Origin of the sequence: Streptomyces pimonensis (assembly GCF_041380215.1) — a bacterium.
Lineage (GTDB): Bacteria > Actinomycetota > Actinomycetes > Streptomycetales > Streptomycetaceae > Streptomyces > Streptomyces pimonensis.
In genome coordinates this window covers 294982-312313 of sequence record NZ_JAHWZY010000002.1, presented here as the reverse complement: position 1 = coordinate 312313, position 17332 = coordinate 294982, and the positions used below count along the sequence as shown (strand labels likewise).

Genomic DNA, 17332 nt, shown 5'->3' with positions numbered 1-17332 from the left:
CCGCCGAAGACCCTTGCGGCCTCGACGAAACGGAGAGCGCGCGTGACCCGCAGCGTGTACGTGACCGGTATCGACCGCGGTGACGGCCGCCAGGTCGTCGAACTCGGGGTCATGGAGCTCCTGACCCGGCAGGTCGACCGGGTGGGCGTCTTCCGTCCCCTGGTCCACGACGGGCCCGACCGCCTCTTCGAACTGCTGCGGGCCCGGTACCGGCTCACGCAGGACCCCACGACCGTGTACGGCATGGACTACGCGGAGGCGTCCGCCCTCCAGGCCGAGCAGGGCACGGACGAGCTGGTGTCCACCCTCGTCGAGCGGTTCCACCGGGTCACCCGCGACTACGACGTGGTCCTCGTCCTCGGCACCGACTACGCCGACACCCAGTTCCCGGACGAGCTGAGCCTGAACGCCCGGCTCGCCAACGAGTTCGGCGCCTCGGTGATCCCGGTCGTCGGCGGTCGCAGGCAGACCGCCGAGGCGGTGCGCGCCGAGACCCGCAACGCCTACCGCGCCTACGACACCCTGGGCTGCGACGTGCTCGCCATGGTGGTCAACCGGGTCGCGGTCGAGGAACGGGACGAGATCGCCGAGCGGCTCGCCACCCGGCTCCCGGTGCCCTGCTACGTGCTGCCCGACGAGCCCGCGCTGTCCGCCCCGACCGTCTCCCAGATCGTCCACGCCCTCGGCGCGAAGGTGGTGCTCGGCGACGACTCGGGGCTCGCCCGCGACGCCCTGGACTTCGTGTTCGGCGGCGCCATGCTGCCGAACCTCCTCGCCGCCCTGACCCCGGGCTGCCTGGTCGTCACGCCGGGCGACCGCGCCGACCTGGTCGTCGGTTCGCTGGCCGCGCACAGCGCCGGCACCCCGCCGATAGCCGGGGTGCTGCTGACCCTGGACGAGGTGCCCGGCGAGCGCATCCTCACCCTCGCCGACCGTCTCGCGCCCGGCACGCCGGTGCTCTCGGTGCCGAGCAACAGCTTTCCCACCGCCGAGCAGCTGTTCTCCCTGGAGGGGAAGCTGAACGCGGCCACCCCGCGCAAGGCGGAGCGGGCGCTCGGCCTCTTCGAGCGGTACGCCGACACCGCGGACCTCACCAAGCGGGTCTCCGCGCCCAGCAGCGACCGCGTCACCCCGATGATGTTCGAGCACAAGCTGCTGGAGCAGGCCCGCTCGGACCTGCGCCGGGTCGTGCTCCCCGAGGGCGTCGAGGAGCGGGTGCTGCACGCGGCCGAGGTGCTGCTGCGCCGGGGCGTGTGCGAGCTGACGCTGCTCGGCGACGTGGACCAGATCCGCAAGAAGGCCGCCGACCTGGGCATCGACCTCGGCGACACCCAGCTGATCGACCCGGCCACCTCCGAGCTGCGCGACCCCTTCGCCGAGAAGTACGCGGCCCTGCGCGCCCACCGGGGCGTCACCGTGGAGCTGGCCTACGACGTCGTCTCCGACGTGAACTACTTCGGCACGCTGATGGTGCAGGAGGGTCTCGCCGACGGCATGGTGTCCGGTTCGGTGCACTCCACGGCGGCGACCATCCGGCCGGCCTTCGAGATCATCAAGACCAAGCCGGACGCGGACATCGTCTCCTCCGTCTTCTTCATGTGCCTGGCCGACAAGGTGCTGGTCTACGGCGACTGCGCGGTCAACCCCGACCCGGACGCCGAGCAGCTCGCCGACATCGCCGTGCAGTCGGCGGTCACGGCCGCGCGGTTCGGGGTGGAGCCGCGGATCGCGATGCTGTCGTACTCGACCGGCACGTCCGGTACGGGCGCCGACGTCGACAAGGTGCGCGCCGCCACCGAACTGGTGCGCGCGCGCCGGCCCGACCTGCGGATCGAGGGGCCGATCCAGTACGACGCGGCCGTGGAGCCGTCGGTCGCGGCGACCAAGCTGCCGGGCTCGGAGGTGGCCGGTCAGGCGACCGTGCTGATCTTCCCCGACCTGAATACCGGCAACAACACCTACAAGGCCGTGCAGCGCTCGGCCGGCGCCATCGCCGTCGGGCCGGTGCTCCAGGGTCTGCGCAAGCCGGTCAACGACCTGTCCCGGGGCGCCCTGGTCCAGGACATCGTGAACACCGTCGCCATCACGGCGATCCAGGCCCAGTCCCAGGCCCCCTCCCCGGCCCCGAACGAGAAGGCAGCCGCCCAGTGAGTCCCGCCCGCCCCTCTCCCGCCACCCCGTCCGACGAGCTGCGCTCGGTCCCTCCCACCCGTGTCCTCGTCCTCAACTCCGGTTCCTCGTCGGTGAAGTACCAACTGCTGGACATGCGCGGCGGCAGCCGGCTGGCCGCCGGGCTGATCGAGCGGATCGGCGAGCGGACCTCCCTCGTGCGGCACGCCCCGCTCGCGGCGGGCGGGGAGGCCCGGGAGCGCACCGGGCAGGTCGCCGACCACGCCGCCGCCCTGGGGGCGATGGCCGAGGAGCTGGCCGCCGACGGGCTGGGCCTCGACTCCCCCGAGCTGGTCGCGATCGGCCACCGGGTGGTGCACGGCGGCAAGCGCTTCACCGAGCCGACGGTGATCGACGACCGGGTGCTGGCGGAGATCGAACGGCTGATCCCGGTGGCGCCGCTGCACAACCCGGCCAACCTCACCGGCATCCGCACCGCCATGACGCTGCGCCCGGACCTGCCGCAGGTCGCCGTCTTCGACACCGCCTTCCACACCACGATGCCGGAGTCGGCGGCCCGCTACGCGATCGACGTCGAGACCGCCGACGCGCACCGCATCCGCCGCTACGGCTTCCACGGCACCTCCCACGCGTACGTCTCGCGGGAGACCGCGAAGCTGCTGGGGAAGGCTCCCGAGGAGGTGAACGTCATCGTGCTGCACCTGGGCAACGGGGCGTCCGCCTCGGCCGTGCGGGGCGGTCGTTGCGTGGACACCTCCATGGGACTGACACCCTTGGAGGGGCTCGTGATGGGTACGCGGTCCGGAGACATGGACCCGGCCGTCATCTTCCATTTGATGCGTGTTGGCGGAATGTCCGCCGACGAGATCGACACTCTCCTCAACAAGAAGAGCGGTCTGGTCGGGCTGTGCGGTGACAACGACATGCGGGAGATCCGGCGCCGGATCGACGAGGGCGACGAACAGGCGCAGCTGGCGTTCGACATCTACATTCACCGTCTGAAGAAGTACATCGGCGCCTATTACGCCGTTCTCGGGCGGGTGGACGCGGTGGCCTTCACCGCCGGGGTCGGCGAGAACGCCGCCCCGGTGCGGGAGGCGGCCGTGGCGGGCCTGGAAGGGCTGGGTCTGGCGGTGGACGGCGGGCGCAACGCCGTGCGCGGCGGCGGGCCCCGGCTGATCTCGCCCGAGGGCGCGCGGGTCGCGGTCGCGGTGGTGCCGACGGACGAGGAAATGGAGATCGCTCAGCAGACATACGCACTGGCCGGAAAGCACAACTGAGCAGGGACTTTCTCATGTGTATTCTCCGCCAGCCGGAATATTCCGCTGCGAAACAAACCGATAGGATCGCCCCATGCGCCGTTCGAAAATCGTCTGTACCCTCGGCCCCGCGGTCGACTCCCACGAGCAGCTTGTCGCCCTGATCGAAGCCGGCATGAACGTGGCCCGCTTCAACTTCAGCCACGGCTCGCACGCCGAGCACCAGGGCCGGTACGACCGGGTCCGCGCCGCCGCCAAGGAGACGGGCAGGGCCATCGGCGTCCTCGCCGACCTCCAGGGCCCGAAGATCCGCCTGGAGACCTTCGCGGAGGGGCCCGTCGAGCTGGTGCGCGGTGACGAGTTCACCATCACCACCGAGGACGTCCCGGGCGACAGGACGATCTGCGGAACGACCTACAAGGGCCTGCCGGGCGACGTCTCGCGCGGCGACCAGATCCTCATCAACGACGGCAACGTCGAGCTGAAGGTCCTGGACGTCGAGGGCCCGCGGGTGAAGTCGATCGTCATCGAGGGCGGCGTCATCTCCGACCACAAGGGCATCAACCTGCCCGGCGCGGCGGTGAACGTGCCCGCCCTGTCCGAGAAGGACGTCGAGGACCTGCGGTTCGCCCTGCGGATGGGCTGCGACCTGGTCGCGCTGTCCTTCGTCCGGGACGCCAAGGACGTCGCCGACGTCCACCGCGTGATGGACGAGGAGGGACGCCGGGTCCCGGTCGTCGCCAAGGTGGAGAAGCCGCAGGCGGTGGAGAACATGGAGGCCGTCGTGGCGGCCTTCGACGCCGTCATGGTCGCCCGCGGCGACCTGGCCGTCGAGTACCCGCTCGAGAAGGTCCCCATGGTGCAGAAGCGCCTGATCGAGCTGTGCCGGCGCAACGCCAAGCCGGTGATCGTGGCGACCCAGATGATGGAGTCGATGATCACCAACTCGCGGCCGACCCGCGCCGAGGCCTCCGACGTGGCCAACGCGATCCTGGACGGCGCCGACGCGGTCATGCTGTCGGCCGAGTCGAGCGTGGGCGCGTACCCGATCGAGACCGTGCGGACGATGTCGAAGATCGTCCGGGCGGCCGAGCAGGAGCTGCTCTCCAAGGGCCTGCAGCCGCTGGTGCCGGGCAAGAAGCCGCGCACCCAGGGCGGTTCGGTGGCCCGTGCCGCCTGCGAGATCGCCGACTTCCTCGGCGGCAAGGGCCTGGTGGCCTTCACCCAGTCCGGTGACACGGCCCGGCGGCTGAGCCGCTACCGCGCCGCCCAGCCGATCCTGGCGTTCACCACGGACGAGTCCACCCGCAACCAGCTGGCGCTCAGCTGGGGCGTGGAGCCGTACGTCGCGCCGTTCGTGAACAGCACCGACGAGATGGTCGAGCTGGTGGAGCAGGAGCTGCTCAAGCTGAACCGCTTCAGCGAGGGCGACATCGTGATCATCACGGCCGGCTCGCCCCCCGGCGTCCCCGGCACCACCAACATGGTCCGCGTCCACCACCTGGGCGAGGCGACCGCCTGACCGTGAGGGTCCGGTACGGCACCGAGGGCGCCCCCCGCGACGGGGGGCGCCCTCGGTGTCGCGGGCTCCCGGGAGGGTCCGAAGGCGTTCAGACGGTGATGTACTGCCGCAGCCCGGGCACGTGCAGGGTGCCGCCGAACTGGCCTGCCTGCTTCACCGTCACCTCGGTGAAGTGGATCAGCGGGATGTCCAGCGGGGGCGGGTGCTCCGGGTCGAACGTGACCGGGATCAGGCCGAGCAGGTTGCCGGAGATGCTCTCCGTGTACATCACGGTGTCGCCGTCGCGGATGGTGGACGTCGACCCCTCGGCCGCCTGCACGTGGTGGGTCGCGCCGGACCGCTTGTCCGTGACCGTCTGGTGCAGGTCCCCGATGTCGGTGCCGTCGGAGATGACGTACTTCAGCACCCTCTTGGTGGCGCCGCTTGCGGTCCGCACCTCGACGATGCCCTTGTACGAGGCGCCCTTCAGCGTCAGCGAGCTGGCGTTGAGGGTCCAGGGGTCCTCGGGCAGCAGAAGCTCGTTGTCGACGCCGCCCTCGGCGTCGGTGGCGACCGGGCAGTCCTCGGGGTCGACCGTGGCCGACGCGGAGGGGCTGGGAGAGGCGGTGGCCCCGGGGATCGCGGTCGCTTCCCCGGCGGCCTCCCCGGCGGCTTCGCCGACCGTCTCCTCGGTGCCCTCGGCGTCCTCGACGGCCTCCGAGGCCCTGTCGCCGATGTCCTTGACGGTGTCCTCGGCCGCCTCGGCGGTACCGGCCTTCTCCTGCGCCTTCTCTTCGGAGGCGGAGGCGGAGGCGGACGGGGCGGGGCTCTCCTCCACCTGCTTGCCCTTCGGGGCGAAGACGTCCTCGAGGGCGCCCCCGAGGTCCTCCAGGAGGCTGCGGTCGGTCTTCGAAGGGGTGGGATCGGGCTCGGCCGGGTCCTCGGCGGAGGGGGCGGAGGCGGAGGGAACGGGCGCAGGTTCGTCCTCGTCGTCGGAACCTGAATCCGACGGAGGGGACGACGCGGACGTGCCCTGGTCCGTGCCCTGGTCCGCCTCCGGGGCCTGCTGCCCGGGGGCCTCCGCCGAGGTCTCCTCGTCCGGGGACGCGCTCCCGCTCGCCGACGCGGACGGCGTGGGCGAGGCGGAGGCGTCGTCCTCGGCTCCCTCGACGATCTCCAGACAGGCCTGGTACTCGTCGACGGTCAGGCTGTTCGCCGTCGGCTTCCCGTCGTTGCCGTCGGCGAGGGCCAGCGTCGGCGTGAACCCCATCCCCATGAGGACCGCCGTGGGCATCGCCGCCAGGGCTATCGCCTTGCCGCTCGGCACGTGCAATCTGGTGAGCAGCGGTTTCCTCGGGGCCGCGTGGCGCGGTCCGCGCACCCCGTCAGCCGACACGGTGCCCCCCTGCCGCCCTGACGCCGTCCGCCCCTCCGTCCTCACCCTTCCCGTGAGGAGCGGCCGGGAACCGCGGCGTCACGGCGGGGCCGTGGAGCGTGCCGTCCAGCGCCGCCTCACCTGTGGGCGCGTCGGCGCCGTCGTGCTCGCCCGCTGCCTCGACCGGCGGCTCGCCCGGCACCCAGGAGAGGGAGAGCGCACCGCCGACCAGCGCGAGCAGGAAGCCGGCCAGGAAGCCGCCTATGTTGGAGATCACCAGTGACACCAGGGCCAGCAGGATCGTCGCGACACCGGCGAAGACCCGGGTGGCGGACTGGAACCACATGGTCAGGCCCAGCGTGACCAGCAGCACGCCGATGATCAGCGAGCCCGCACCGGCCGTCGTGGCCATGGCGATCGACATGTGGCCCAGCTTGAGCGTGGCGTAGGGGAAGTACGCGATGGGGATGCCGCCCAGCAGCGTGAACAGACCGGCCCAGAACGGCCGGGTGCCCCGCCAGTCGCGGAATCGCAGACGCAGCCGGGTGAAGGTACCGGTGCTCTGGACCGGAGTCTCGGCACTCATGGAAAACAGCTCCCTGGGTCCGGGGAAGTACGTACCGGCTCGGCCGTAGGCGTGGAAAGCCGGAAGTGTGGGTCGGTGAGGGTGGCCCGGCACGCGGACCTGCCGGGCTGCAGACGGAGAAGCGATGGCTTCTCCGCCCCCGGGACAGCTCAGCTGCCCCGGGTCACCCCGGTGACGGAGCCGTCAGTAGCACTCCATGTCCGGGTCCATACCGAGACGCATCGACAGGCCGTTCAGCGTGAACGTGCCGGCCGTGGTCGCCCACGCCGTCTGCTCGACGCCGTAGAGGTGGGCCACCCTCGCCTGCTGGGCGAAACCGCCCGGCTTGGTGGTCTTCTCGTCCTTGTTCACGGGACCGCGGCTCTTGTCCTGGAGCGCAACACCGATGTCGATGTCCTCGAACTTCGCGTCGGCGTCGAGCTGGGCGACGTCGATGTAGAGGTTCTCGGCCGTGACCGGCTTCTTCGGGTTGTTGCCCGCCTCAAGACGAAGGTAGACCGTCTTGCCAATGAGAGGGACCTTCGTCGCCACCGACTGGCACATCTTGGTGATCTCCGCGGTGTCGAACGACGAGATCGCGACCGGGACCGGCTTCTTTTCCTTGCCCTCGGTCGACGCGTAGACGGTGTCGACACCGCCGTACTGGGCGAACCCGTCGCCCTTCAGGTAATCGGCCGTCACCTTGAACTGCTGGCCCGACACGCTGAACGACGCCGCGAGGGCGCCCTGCGCCAGGCCGACACCCACCGCCGCCGTCGCGAGCACGCTGGGCACCATGACCACGGCGAACCGCTTCCATCTGGTCCCGCCACGCACTTGGGACTCCATCTTTCCTCCTTCTCGGACGTACATCTCCTGCTCCGGCCCGTCGCCGTGAACGACGGCTCGGCCGGGCAGGGATGGGAGAAGTGCAACGTCCTCGGGAAGGAGAGCGCCCGCGCTCGGCGGCGCGCACGACGCGCCCGATCACCGGCGATCACCCCCGAGCGACAACCACTGGTCGCGCCTGACACGCATCACGCACAACCCTGCCGGACAGGCTTCGCCGGGTGGGCGAAGACCCCCTGTCCGAGAACCGGCGTCACTGCCGCCGGTCCTGCTCGGTGGGGACCCAGGAGTTCCCGCGGCCCGACCGGCTGTCGGGTGTACGGGTAAGGGACCGAGCGTCGCCGATCGTGGTGCATTCTCGCCGTCGGCACAAGGGGGTTCGTTACTCGCCGGTAATGACCGGATGACCGTGCGGCGGCACGCCGGTGCCGCACGGCGACGCTGGGTGCACCGGAAGCGCCGTACGGAACAGCCGATCCGCGGACGGAATCAGACAGATCGCCGATCGCGACTTACTGGCAGTAACAGCGGCCGCGATTGCCAAGATTCGGCAAAGCGCGGCCGCATGGACATCGTGATCCGTTCGACGGCTCGAACCCCGTGAACCCGAATCACCGGCAGATCAACCGGAATCGGGCAACGGCGCCCGGATGGCTCAGAACAGGGCCCGCGCCAGCGCCCGACGGGCGGCGATCACGCGCGGATCGTCGGCGCCGACCACCTCGAACAGCTTCAGCAGCCGCACCCGTACGGTCTCGCGGTCGTCGCCCGCCGTGCGCCCCACCGTCTCGATGAGCCGGCCGAAGGCGTCCTCGACATGACCGCCCGCCAGGTCCAGGTCGGCTGCGGCGATCTGCGCCTCGGCGTCCCCCGGCTTCTCGGCGGCCTCCTTGCGCACCTGCTGGGGGTCCATCTCCTGCACGCGCTGGAGCAGTTCGGCCTGGGCGAGACCCAGTGCGGCCTCGGGGTTGGTCGGGTCGTCGGCGAGCACGTTCCGGTACGCCTGGACGGCGCCGGTGAGGTCACCGCCGTCCAGGGCCCGTACGGCGGCCTCCAGCAGGGCGTCGTACGGGCCGGCCGCCTCGGCCGGAGCGGCCTGCGCGCCGCCGCCCGGCTCGGCTTCGGGGTCGACGACGAGGCCGGTCAGGCCGAAGCGCTGCTCGCCGACCTGCACCAGCTGGTCCAGGGTCTGGCGGATCTCCGCCTCGCCCATGGCCCCCTGGAAGAGCGGCAGCGCCTGCCCGGCGACCACCGCGAAGACCGCCGGGATCCCCTGGATCCCGAACTGCTGCATCAGCATCTGGTTGGCGTCGACGTCGATCTTGGCGAGGAGGACGCGCCCGTTGTACTCGACGGTGAGCCGCTCCAGCAGCGGGCTCAGCTGCTTGCAGGGCTCGCACCACTCGGCCCAGAAGTCGATGACGACCGGGACCTCGGTGGACCGCTGCAGGACGTCGCGCTCGAATCCGGCCTCGTCGACGTCGATGACGAGATCGGCCGGGGAGATCGCGCCCCCGCCGCCCTGCCGGGCCGCTTCCGCGCGCGCCTGCTCCGCCTTCGCCTTGGCCTCTTGGGCCGCCTTCACCGCGGCGAGGTCGACGACTCCGCTCATGGACATGTTCCGTGGCTGCATGCGTCTATCCTCCCCCGTACACCGCGTGTGCGTGAAAACGCCCGGGAAAGCCAGGCGTACGTGTGTGGTTGGCGCCGGGTCCCCACCCCACGCCGGTGGTCGTCGCTCGGGCACGCCGGTCACGCGTGCTTTCGCTACGGGTCGTAGCGTAATACCGGCCGGTCCCCGCTGAACAGGGCGCCCCGGTGATCTCCCTCACGTACGGCCGCGCGGAGTCCGCCGTTATCGTCGTGCCATGCAGAGCCGCACCCCAGCCGGTCACGCCGGGCGTCCGCGCAGCGCCGCCGCGGACGCCGCGATCCTGGCCGCGACCCGTGCCGCTCTGGTCGAGCTGGGGTGGTCCAAGCTCACCCTGGGGGACGTGGCGCTCCGCGCCGGGGTCGCGAAGACCACCCTCTACCGGCGCTGGGCGGGCAAGAACGAGCTGGTCGTGGACGCGGTCGCGGAACTCTTCGACGAGCTGGCCCTGCCCGACCGCGGCTCGCTGGCCGCCGACATCGAGGGCGTGGTGCTCCAGTTCGCCGCGATCCTGGCGCGTCCGGAGGCCCGGAACGGGCTGATGGCGGTGGTCGCGGAGGCCACCCGGGACGACGCCCTGCGCGAGCGCATCCGCGCCTCGATCGTGGACCGGCAGAAGCGCCTCGTCCTCGCCGGCCGGGCGCGGGCGCAGGCGCGGGGCGAGCTGCCGCCGGAGTCCGACGCCGGCGAGGCGGCCCGCACGGTCGACCTGATCTTCGACATGGTGGCCGGCGCGGTGGTGCACCGCACCCTGGTGAGCGCGGAACCGGCCGACGAGGAGTGGGTGCACGGCTTCACCCGGGTCCTGCTCTCGGGTCTTGCAGCGGCAGCGCCCTGAACCGGCCACGGTCGGCCGGTAGCCGCCTGTCACCGCCCCCGGTGCGCTGCGAGGATCGTGATCACCCCGCACCGGGACGCAGGGGACGCACGGGACGCCGAGCAGCCAGGGAGGCGCACATGACCGGGACAGGGACCGAACCCGCCACCGCACGGATCGACACCTCCAGGCCGCACCCGGCCCGGGTCTACGACTGGTTCCTCGGCGGCAAGGACAACTACCCGGTCGACGAGGAGCTGGGCCGGCGGATCATGAGCGTCGACGGCACGGCCCGGCACATCGCCCGCACCAACCGCTGGTTCATGCAGCGGGTCACCCGGTGGCTGGCCGGCGAGGCGGGCGTCCGCCAGTACCTGGACATCGGTACCGGCATCCCCACCGAGCCCAATCTGCACCAGGTGGCCCAGGGCATCGCGCCCGAGTCCCGCGTGGTCTACACGGACAACGATCCCATCGTGCTGAAGCACGCCGAGGCGCTGCTGCGCAGCACCCCCGAGGGCGTCACCGACTACGTCCAGGCCGATGTGCGCGAGCCCGGCCGCATCCTGGAACAGGCCCGCGAGAAGCTGGACTTCGGCCGGCCGGTGGCGCTGTCCCTCGTCGCGCTGACGCACTTCCTCGGCGACGGGGACGATCCGTACGGGCTGGTGGCGCGGCTCGTCGAGGCGCTGCCCTCCGGCAGTCATCTGGTCCTGTCGCAGCTCACGGCGGACTTCGACCCCGAGGCGGTCGGCCGCGGGGTCGAGATGTACAGGGCGGGCGGCGTCACCCTCGCACCCCGCACACGTGCGGAGATCGCCCGCTTCTTCGAAGGACTGGAGCCGGTCGCTCCGGGCCTGGTCCAGCTGACCGACTGGCATCCCGAGCTCGCCGTCGGGGAGAGCACCGACGAGAACGCCGTGATCTCGCTGTACGGGGCGGTGGCCCGCAAGCCGTGACACGATCGCGCGGCGGGGCCCACTCATGTCGAGCGGGCCCCGCCGGCCGCCGGATCCCCACCGGGAAACGGGCGACGGAACCCCTTGTTATGGTGCCCCGATGACATCGGTCAGGAAGTTCCAAGTCACCTTCGACTGCGCGGAACCCGAGCGCCTCGCTCGTTTCTGGTGCGAGGTGTTGGGATACGTCGTACCGCCGCCGCCGGAGGGGTTCGCCACCTGGGACGACTACCATCACTCGCTGCCGTCCGAGCATGAGGTCGCATGGTTCGCGTGCGTTGACCCCTCAGGTGTGGGCCCGCGGCTGCTCTTCCAGCGCGTCCCCGAAGGCAAGGTCGTCAAGAACCGGGTGCATCTCGACGTGCGGGCCGGTACCGGGCTCGTGGGTGAGGAGCGCCTCGCCACGCTCGAGGCCGAGTGCGCACGACTGGCCGCGCTCGGCGCGGTGCACGAGCGAACGCTGTACGCCGACGAGGACAACGAGTCGTGCATCGTGATGCGGGACATCGAGGGCAACGAGTTCTGTCTCGACTGAGCGTCTCCCGTGCCGCGGTGCCCCGGCCGACGGGCTGTGCCCGGTGGGGCGGAGGCCGGCCGGGTGACCCACTCGCCGCTCACCGGCATCGGTCCGTGGTGGAGCGGGGCTCCACGGCCGGGTTCCGTGCCGCCCGCCGTGCGGACCGGATCACCGCGGCACGCGCGGAAACCGGTCGGGGAGGCGCGTCGAGCCGCGGATACGGGGTTCCGAATTCCTGGCCCCGCGCCGCGGAATCCCGGCGGACGGCGCCCCGCGCCGCCCCCTCCGGTCGTCCCACCGGTGCGCCGACGTGATTCGAGGGACTCCGCGCCGCAGAATCCTGGCGGACGGCGCCCCGCGCCGCCCCCTCCGGTCGTCCAACCGGTGTGCCGACGTGATTCATGGGACACAGAAGGGCACTACCTTGCGCATACTCGGACGCGCGCTGGGCACCACGCTCACCGCGGCTCTCGGCTCGCTGCTGCTGACCGTTCCGGGAGCCTCCCCGGCGTTCGCGGCGGACCCCGTACCGCTGCCGATGTACTCCCTCGCCGACATGGAGGTCGACGGGAGCAACCGGCAGGTCTTCCTCAGCATGCCCGCGGGAGCGGACGGCCGGGTCGTGGTGACGGACTACGACGGCGGGAACAGCACCTGGCTGGGCGGCCTGCCGGGCGCCGGCGGGCTGGCCCTCTCGCCCGACTCCCGGACCCTCTACGTGGCCGCGCGGGACATCGACACCATCGTCGCGTACGACACCGCGACACTGACGGAGACCGCACGGTACTTCGTGGGCGAGGACACCGCCCCGTGGAGCCTGGCTCTCGCGGGCGGGAAGCTGTGGTTCGGATACGGCAGCACCGGGGACCTCGGGTCGGTCGACGTGTCCGGTGCCGAACCGGTGGTCGAGCTCGGTCTGGACGGTTCGCTGGACCGGGGGGCGGATCTCGTCGCCTCTCCCGCCGACCTCGACGTGCTGGTGGCCGGCACGGGCAACCCCGACGTCAACACCCTCACGGTGTACGACGTGAGCAGCGGATCACCCGAGGTGACCGCTCGACGGGTCTTCTCCGGGACCGAGATGAACGGTCTGCGGGACCTGGACGTGACACCCGACGGCCGGAGCGTCGTCGTGGCCGCCCTCGTATCGCCCGGCTACCAGGCCTTCCGCCTCGACGACCTCTCGGACCAGGGAACCCCCGCGGCTTCGTCCTCTCCCCTGGCCGTCGCCGTCGCACCCGACGGCACGGTGGCCGGAGGAACCTCCAACAACAGCGTCGACGTGCCGGACCTGTCCTTCTACGCGCCGGGCGCCGCGGCTCCGCTGACCACGGTCGAGCTGGGCGGTGACACCGAGAGCCTGGTGGAGGAGGGGCTGGCCTGGGCGCCGGACAGGAGCCGGGTCTTCGCCGTGACGCGGCAGACCGGCGTCATGGGACTCCGGTTCCACGCGCGGCAGGTCGCCACCACCGTGCAGACCACCCTCGCCCTCGAGGCGCCCCCGACCAGCAGGAGGTACCGGGAACTGACCGTCACCGGCACCCTCGCTCCGGCGGCCAGCTTCGCTCCCGGCACCACCGTCGCGGTGAAGCGCTACGACGCCGCCGCTCCGGAAGGGACCTCGCTGGGCACCGTCACCGTGTCGGCCGACGGCACCTTCACCGTGACCGACACGCCGAGCAGGACCGGTCAGGTGAGGTACGGCGTGACGTACGCCGGTGACCCCTGGCACACCGCGGCCTCCGCCGAGGTGACCGTGGAGATCACCCGCCGCTGACATGGCCTCCGGCGCGGACGTCGCCGTGGCCCGGTTCAGAACCACGGGTCCCGGCGATCTCCCCTCCGCGCGGTCCCGGAGCAGGACACCGGCTCCCCGCCCGGAACACCTCCGACCGGCAGCCGCGACGGCGGGGGCAGCCGCGTCGGCGGACGCCCCCGCCGCCCTGACCGAGTGGCGTCGCGCCTAGAAGCCGGCGGGCTCCGTGTACACGCCCCACTCGTCGCGCAGGACACCGCAGATCTCGCCGAGCGTCGCCTCCGCGCGCACGGCGTCCAGCATCGGCTCGATCATGTTGGCGCCGGAACGGGCGGCCGCGACCATGGCGTCGAGCGCGCCGCGCACCTTCGCGTCGTCGCGGGCGGCCTTGCGCTCGCCGAGGAGCCGCACCTGCTCACGCTCCACCTCGTGGCTGACGCGCAGGATCTCCAGGTCGCCGGTGACGGACCCGGTGTGGACGTTGACGCCGACGACCCGCTTGTCGCCCTTCTCCAGCGCCTGCTGGTAGCGGAACGCCGACTCGGCGATCTCGCCGGTGAACCAGCCGTCCTCGATGCCGCGCAGGATGCCGGAGGTGATCGGCCCGATCGGGTGCCTGCCGTCCGGGTGGGCCCGCAGGCCCCGCTCCTTGATCTGCTCGAAGATCTTCTCGGCATCCGCCTCGATGCGGTCGGTGAGCTGCTCGACGTACCAGGAACCGCCCAGCGGGTCGGCGACGTTGCCGACGCCGGTCTCCTCCATCAGCACCTGCTGGGTGCGCAGGGCGATCTCGGCGGCCTGCTCGCTGGGCAGCGCGAGGGTCTCGTCGAGGGCGTTGGTGTGCAGGGAGTTGGTCCCGCCGAGCACGGCGGCCAGGGCCTCCACGGCGGTCCGTACGACGTTGTTGTACGGCTGCTGCGCGGTCAGCGAGACACCGGCGGTCTGGGTGTGGAAGCGCAGCCACTGCGCCTTGTCGCTCTTCGCGCCGTAGACGTCCCGCATCCAGCGGGCCCAGATCCGCCGGGCCGCGCGGAACTTGGCGATCTCCTCGAAGAAGTCGACGTGCGCGTCGAAGAAGAAGGACAGGCCGGGCGCGAACACGTCCACGTCGAGCCCGCGGCTGAGCCCCAGCTCCACGTACCCGAAGCCGTCCGCGAGCGTGTACGCCAGCTCCTGCGCGGCCGTCGCCCCGGCCTCGCGGATGTGGTATCCGGAGACCGACAGCGGCTTGTAGGCGGGGATGCCGGCCGCGCAGTGCTCCATGAGGTCGCCGATGAGGCGCAGATGGGGCTCGGGCTGGAAGAGCCACTCCTTCTGCGCGATGTACTCCTTGAAGATGTCCGTCTGCAGGGTGCCGTTGAGCACGCCGGGGTCGACGCCCTGGCGCTCGGCGGCGACGAGGTACATGCAGAAGACGGGCACGGCGGGCCCGCTGATCGTCATGGAGGTCGTCACGTCCCCGAGCGGGATCTCCCGGAACAGGACCTCCATGTCGGCGGCCGAGTCGATCGCCACCCCGCAGTGGCCGACCTCGCCCAGGGAGCGCGGGTCGTCGGAGTCGCGGCCCATGAGCGTCGGCATGTCGAAGGCGACGGAGAGGCCGCCCCCGCCGTTGCCGAGGATCATCTTGTACCGCTCGTTGGTCTGCTCGGCGTTGCCGAACCCGGCGAACTGCCGGATGGTCCACGTGCGCCCCCGGTAGCCGGTCGGATACAGCCCGCGGGTGAAGGGGTACTCCCCCGGCCAGCCGATCCGCTCGAACCCGTCATAGGTGTCCCCGGTCCGGGGTCCGTACACCGGCTCCACGGGATCGCCGGAGAGCGTGGTGAAATCCGCGTCGCGCTTGCGAGCGGCGTCGTAGCGGGCCTGCCAGCGTCGGCGGCCCTCCTCGATGGCGTCAGCGTCCATACCCTCGAATTTACTAGGACGTCCTAGTAAATGTCGATGGGAGACCGCCGTACGCTCTTCCGTACGGCGGTGAGACGCGTTACGCGACCGCGGGGGCCTCCTGCGCGACCTCGTCCTCCAGCTCGCGGCTGATCCTGCGCTCCACGAAGAACGCGGCGGTGGGGACGGTCCCGGCGAGCAGCACCCAGAGCTGCTTCCTGACCGGCCACTTCGCCTTGGAACCGAGGTCGAAGGCGAAGATCAGGTAGACGACGTACAGCCACCCGTGGGCGATGCTGACCACCTGCGTGAAGTCGGCCGCCCCGCCCATGTCGAGCGCGTACTTGCCGATCATGCCGAGGGTCAGCGCGACGAGGAGGACACCGGTGACGTAGGCCATGATCCGGTAGCGGGTCAGCACGCTCTTCTTCATGCACACGAGCGTAACGGCCCGTTCCGGGAGATCTTGGCGGGGGTCGATCCCCCTCGAAGTCAGCGGGTGGCGCCCTCCGGCCACAGGACCCGTACCGGGGTGCCGCTCCGCGTACGAGACCACGTCCGCGGTGCCGCCGAAGCCCCGGGCAGGCTTGCCGTCCCACACCGCGAGGAGTTCGTTGGACAGGCCCACGAGGATCTCCGAGCCCGCCATGTGCGCCTCGGACGTCGACTCGCCCATGCCGGTCTCACGGACGTCGGACGCCTGCCCCAGCAGGACGTCATAGGCGGCGTGGTACCACTCCGGGAGGGCGTCTCGGCACCCGGCCGCTGGAATGCCCACCTCAAGACGGCCACCGTGCTCCACCACGGCTTCGGCGAACCAGGCGTCGGGGCCGTCCGCGATGCACGAAACGCCGACCGGCTCGGCAGCGTCGTAGGCGCCCACTGCCTCGACAAGCATCTCCCGCACGCGCCGCTCCACGTCCGCGGTGAGTCCTCGGTGACCGGTGATCCCCACCCGCGTGCCTGCCCTCCTACAGATAGGCGCCGTGCAGGCGCTCGCCGAAGTCGCGCACCACCTTGGGCGGCGCTGGTCGTGAGGGTACGGCGCACAGCGCGGGCCCAGCAGGATCACGACCGGTGACTCAGCCATTCCTGTGGCAGCTCCTGGCCGGGTTCGTCGAGCCAGTACGTCTGGCCTTCCGGGGTGACGGTCACGCCGAAGCGTTCGCGCGTGGGGTGCCCGTGGGACTCGAACCACTCGTATGCGCGTTCCGCGGTGTCCCACAGCTTGCGGGGGCCGCTCTGGTGGACGGTGCCGTCTTCGACGTGCGCCCACGATCCGTCGCTGGTCCACATGCGGTGGCCAGTGACGGTACCGCCACTCATCTCCTGGGCTTCGCCGACCTCGCCGACGACGAGGGAGTGCATGAAGCGGAAACCCTCGTCGCCGAGGTCGCGAGGGTCGAAGGCGGCATGCCGGTGGGTGGGGTTGCCAGGCTGCTCCGGGTAGGGGACGCCGTCTGTGCTGTTCTCGTCGCGGGCCTTCATGAAGTAGGAGCCACCGGCCAGAAAGCGTCCCAGGAGGGTGCCGTCCCCGCCGACGGTCATGCGAGCGTTGCCCCAACCGAGGGGACAGACGATGACGCCTCCGGGCCGGACACCGCGTGCCAGGACGTAGGAGAAGGCGTCGAATCCGCAGGTGATGATCAGCCGGTCCAACGGGGTGTCGGCCGGGAAACCGGTACGGGCGTCCGCTGTCCGCACTGTCGGGTGGTAGCCGACCTCGCCGAGGCGGGCCTTGGCCAGACGAGTGAGGTGGGCGTCCACCTCCACGGTGACCAGGTTCTTGTCGCCTGACCGGTGACAGATCAGAGCCGCGTTGTAGCCGGTTCCGGTGGCGACCTCCCCGATCGCGTCGCCGTCCTCGACGCCGAGTGCTTCGAGCATCCGGAGCATGAGGCTGGGCTGGGCTGGGATGAGGAGGAGATGGCCACGCCTTCGGACACCTGCGTCGTCAGCGCGCGGTCGCTGTAGACCGCGTCGAAGTATCCATCGTCGTCGGCCGTGACGACGGCCCACTCACTGTTCACCTGGCGGTGGAAGACGGGGACGAACACGTGGCAGGG

The 17332-nt window shown here is 71.2% G+C and carries 14 protein-coding genes and 1 pseudogene; 7 read left to right on the top strand and 8 right to left on the bottom strand.

Features of this window, described 5'->3' with window-relative positions; translation table 11 throughout:
• Positions 1-42: 42 nt before the first annotated feature.
• From pta to pyk, 3 genes are all read left to right on the top strand, one after another.
• Positions 43-2151 carry a phosphate acetyltransferase gene (pta, locus tag KYY02_RS04025; protein ID WP_371235995.1) on the top strand — a complete coding sequence of 703 codons (2109 nt, stop codon included), beginning with the start codon at positions 43-45 and terminating at the stop codon, positions 2149-2151.
• Positions 2148-3410, top strand: a complete 1263-nt coding sequence (locus tag KYY02_RS04020) for an acetate kinase (RefSeq protein WP_371235994.1) — start codon at positions 2148-2150, stop codon at positions 3408-3410. Before pta ends, KYY02_RS04020 begins: the two co-directional genes overlap by 4 nt.
• A gap of 73 nt (positions 3411-3483) precedes the next feature.
• Positions 3484-4911 (top strand): pyruvate kinase, encoded by a 1428-nt coding sequence (gene pyk, locus KYY02_RS04015; protein WP_371235993.1) that lies wholly within the window; start codon positions 3484-3486, stop codon positions 4909-4911.
• Positions 4912-4999: 88 nt separating this feature from the next.
• Here the strand turns inward: pyk and KYY02_RS04010 are convergent, their stop codons facing one another.
• From KYY02_RS04010 to KYY02_RS03995, 4 genes are all read right to left on the bottom strand, one after another.
• Entirely contained in the window at positions 5000-6217 is a 1218-nt protein-coding gene (locus KYY02_RS04010) for a hypothetical protein (RefSeq protein ID WP_371235992.1), read from the bottom strand.
• Between the two features lie 58 nt (positions 6218-6275).
• Positions 6276-6851 carry a DUF6114 domain-containing protein gene (locus KYY02_RS04005; protein WP_371235991.1) on the bottom strand — a complete coding sequence of 192 codons (576 nt, stop codon included), beginning with the start codon at positions 6849-6851 and terminating at the stop codon, positions 6276-6278.
• 183 nt (positions 6852-7034) lie between these two features.
• On the bottom strand, positions 7035-7679 hold the full coding sequence (locus KYY02_RS04000; protein ID WP_371235990.1) for a DUF6230 family protein: 645 nt from the start codon (positions 7677-7679) through the stop codon (positions 7035-7037).
• A gap of 655 nt (positions 7680-8334) precedes the next feature.
• Positions 8335-9312, bottom strand: coding sequence for a tetratricopeptide repeat protein (locus tag KYY02_RS03995; RefSeq protein ID WP_371235988.1), 978 nt, complete (start codon positions 9310-9312; stop codon positions 8335-8337).
• 235 nt (positions 9313-9547) lie between these two features.
• Between KYY02_RS03995 and KYY02_RS03990 the strand changes: the two genes are divergently transcribed.
• From KYY02_RS03990 to KYY02_RS03975, 4 genes are all read left to right on the top strand, one after another.
• Entirely contained in the window at positions 9548-10168 is a 621-nt protein-coding gene (locus KYY02_RS03990) for a TetR/AcrR family transcriptional regulator (protein WP_371235987.1), read from the top strand.
• Positions 10169-10287: 119 nt separating this feature from the next.
• Positions 10288-11106, top strand: coding sequence for an SAM-dependent methyltransferase (locus KYY02_RS03985; protein ID WP_371235986.1), 819 nt, complete (start codon positions 10288-10290; stop codon positions 11104-11106).
• 100 nt (positions 11107-11206) lie between these two features.
• On the top strand, positions 11207-11641 hold the full coding sequence (locus tag KYY02_RS03980) for a VOC family protein (RefSeq protein ID WP_371235985.1): 435 nt from the start codon (positions 11207-11209) through the stop codon (positions 11639-11641).
• 406 nt (positions 11642-12047) lie between these two features.
• Complete coding sequence (locus KYY02_RS03975) at positions 12048-13400, top strand: YncE family protein (protein WP_371235984.1); 1353 nt, start codon at positions 12048-12050, stop codon at positions 13398-13400.
• A 186-nt stretch (positions 13401-13586) separates the two neighbouring features.
• Here the strand turns inward: KYY02_RS03975 and icmA are convergent, their stop codons facing one another.
• The 4 genes and pseudogenes from icmA to KYY02_RS03955 form a co-directional block, all read right to left on the bottom strand.
• Complete coding sequence (icmA, locus tag KYY02_RS03970) at positions 13587-15287, bottom strand: coenzyme B12-dependent isobutyryl-CoA mutase large subunit (RefSeq protein WP_371235983.1); 1701 nt, start codon at positions 15285-15287, stop codon at positions 13587-13589.
• 79 nt (positions 15288-15366) lie between these two features.
• Positions 15367-15699 carry a DUF3817 domain-containing protein gene (locus KYY02_RS03965; RefSeq protein ID WP_371235982.1) on the bottom strand — a complete coding sequence of 111 codons (333 nt, stop codon included), beginning with the start codon at positions 15697-15699 and terminating at the stop codon, positions 15367-15369.
• 59 nt (positions 15700-15758) lie between these two features.
• Positions 15759-16164, bottom strand: a pseudogene (locus KYY02_RS03960) (hypothetical protein).
• Positions 16165-16334: 170 nt separating this feature from the next.
• Complete coding sequence (locus tag KYY02_RS03955; protein ID WP_371235981.1) at positions 16335-17285, bottom strand: methyltransferase domain-containing protein; 951 nt, start codon at positions 17283-17285, stop codon at positions 16335-16337.
• Positions 17286-17332 lie beyond the last annotated feature (47 nt).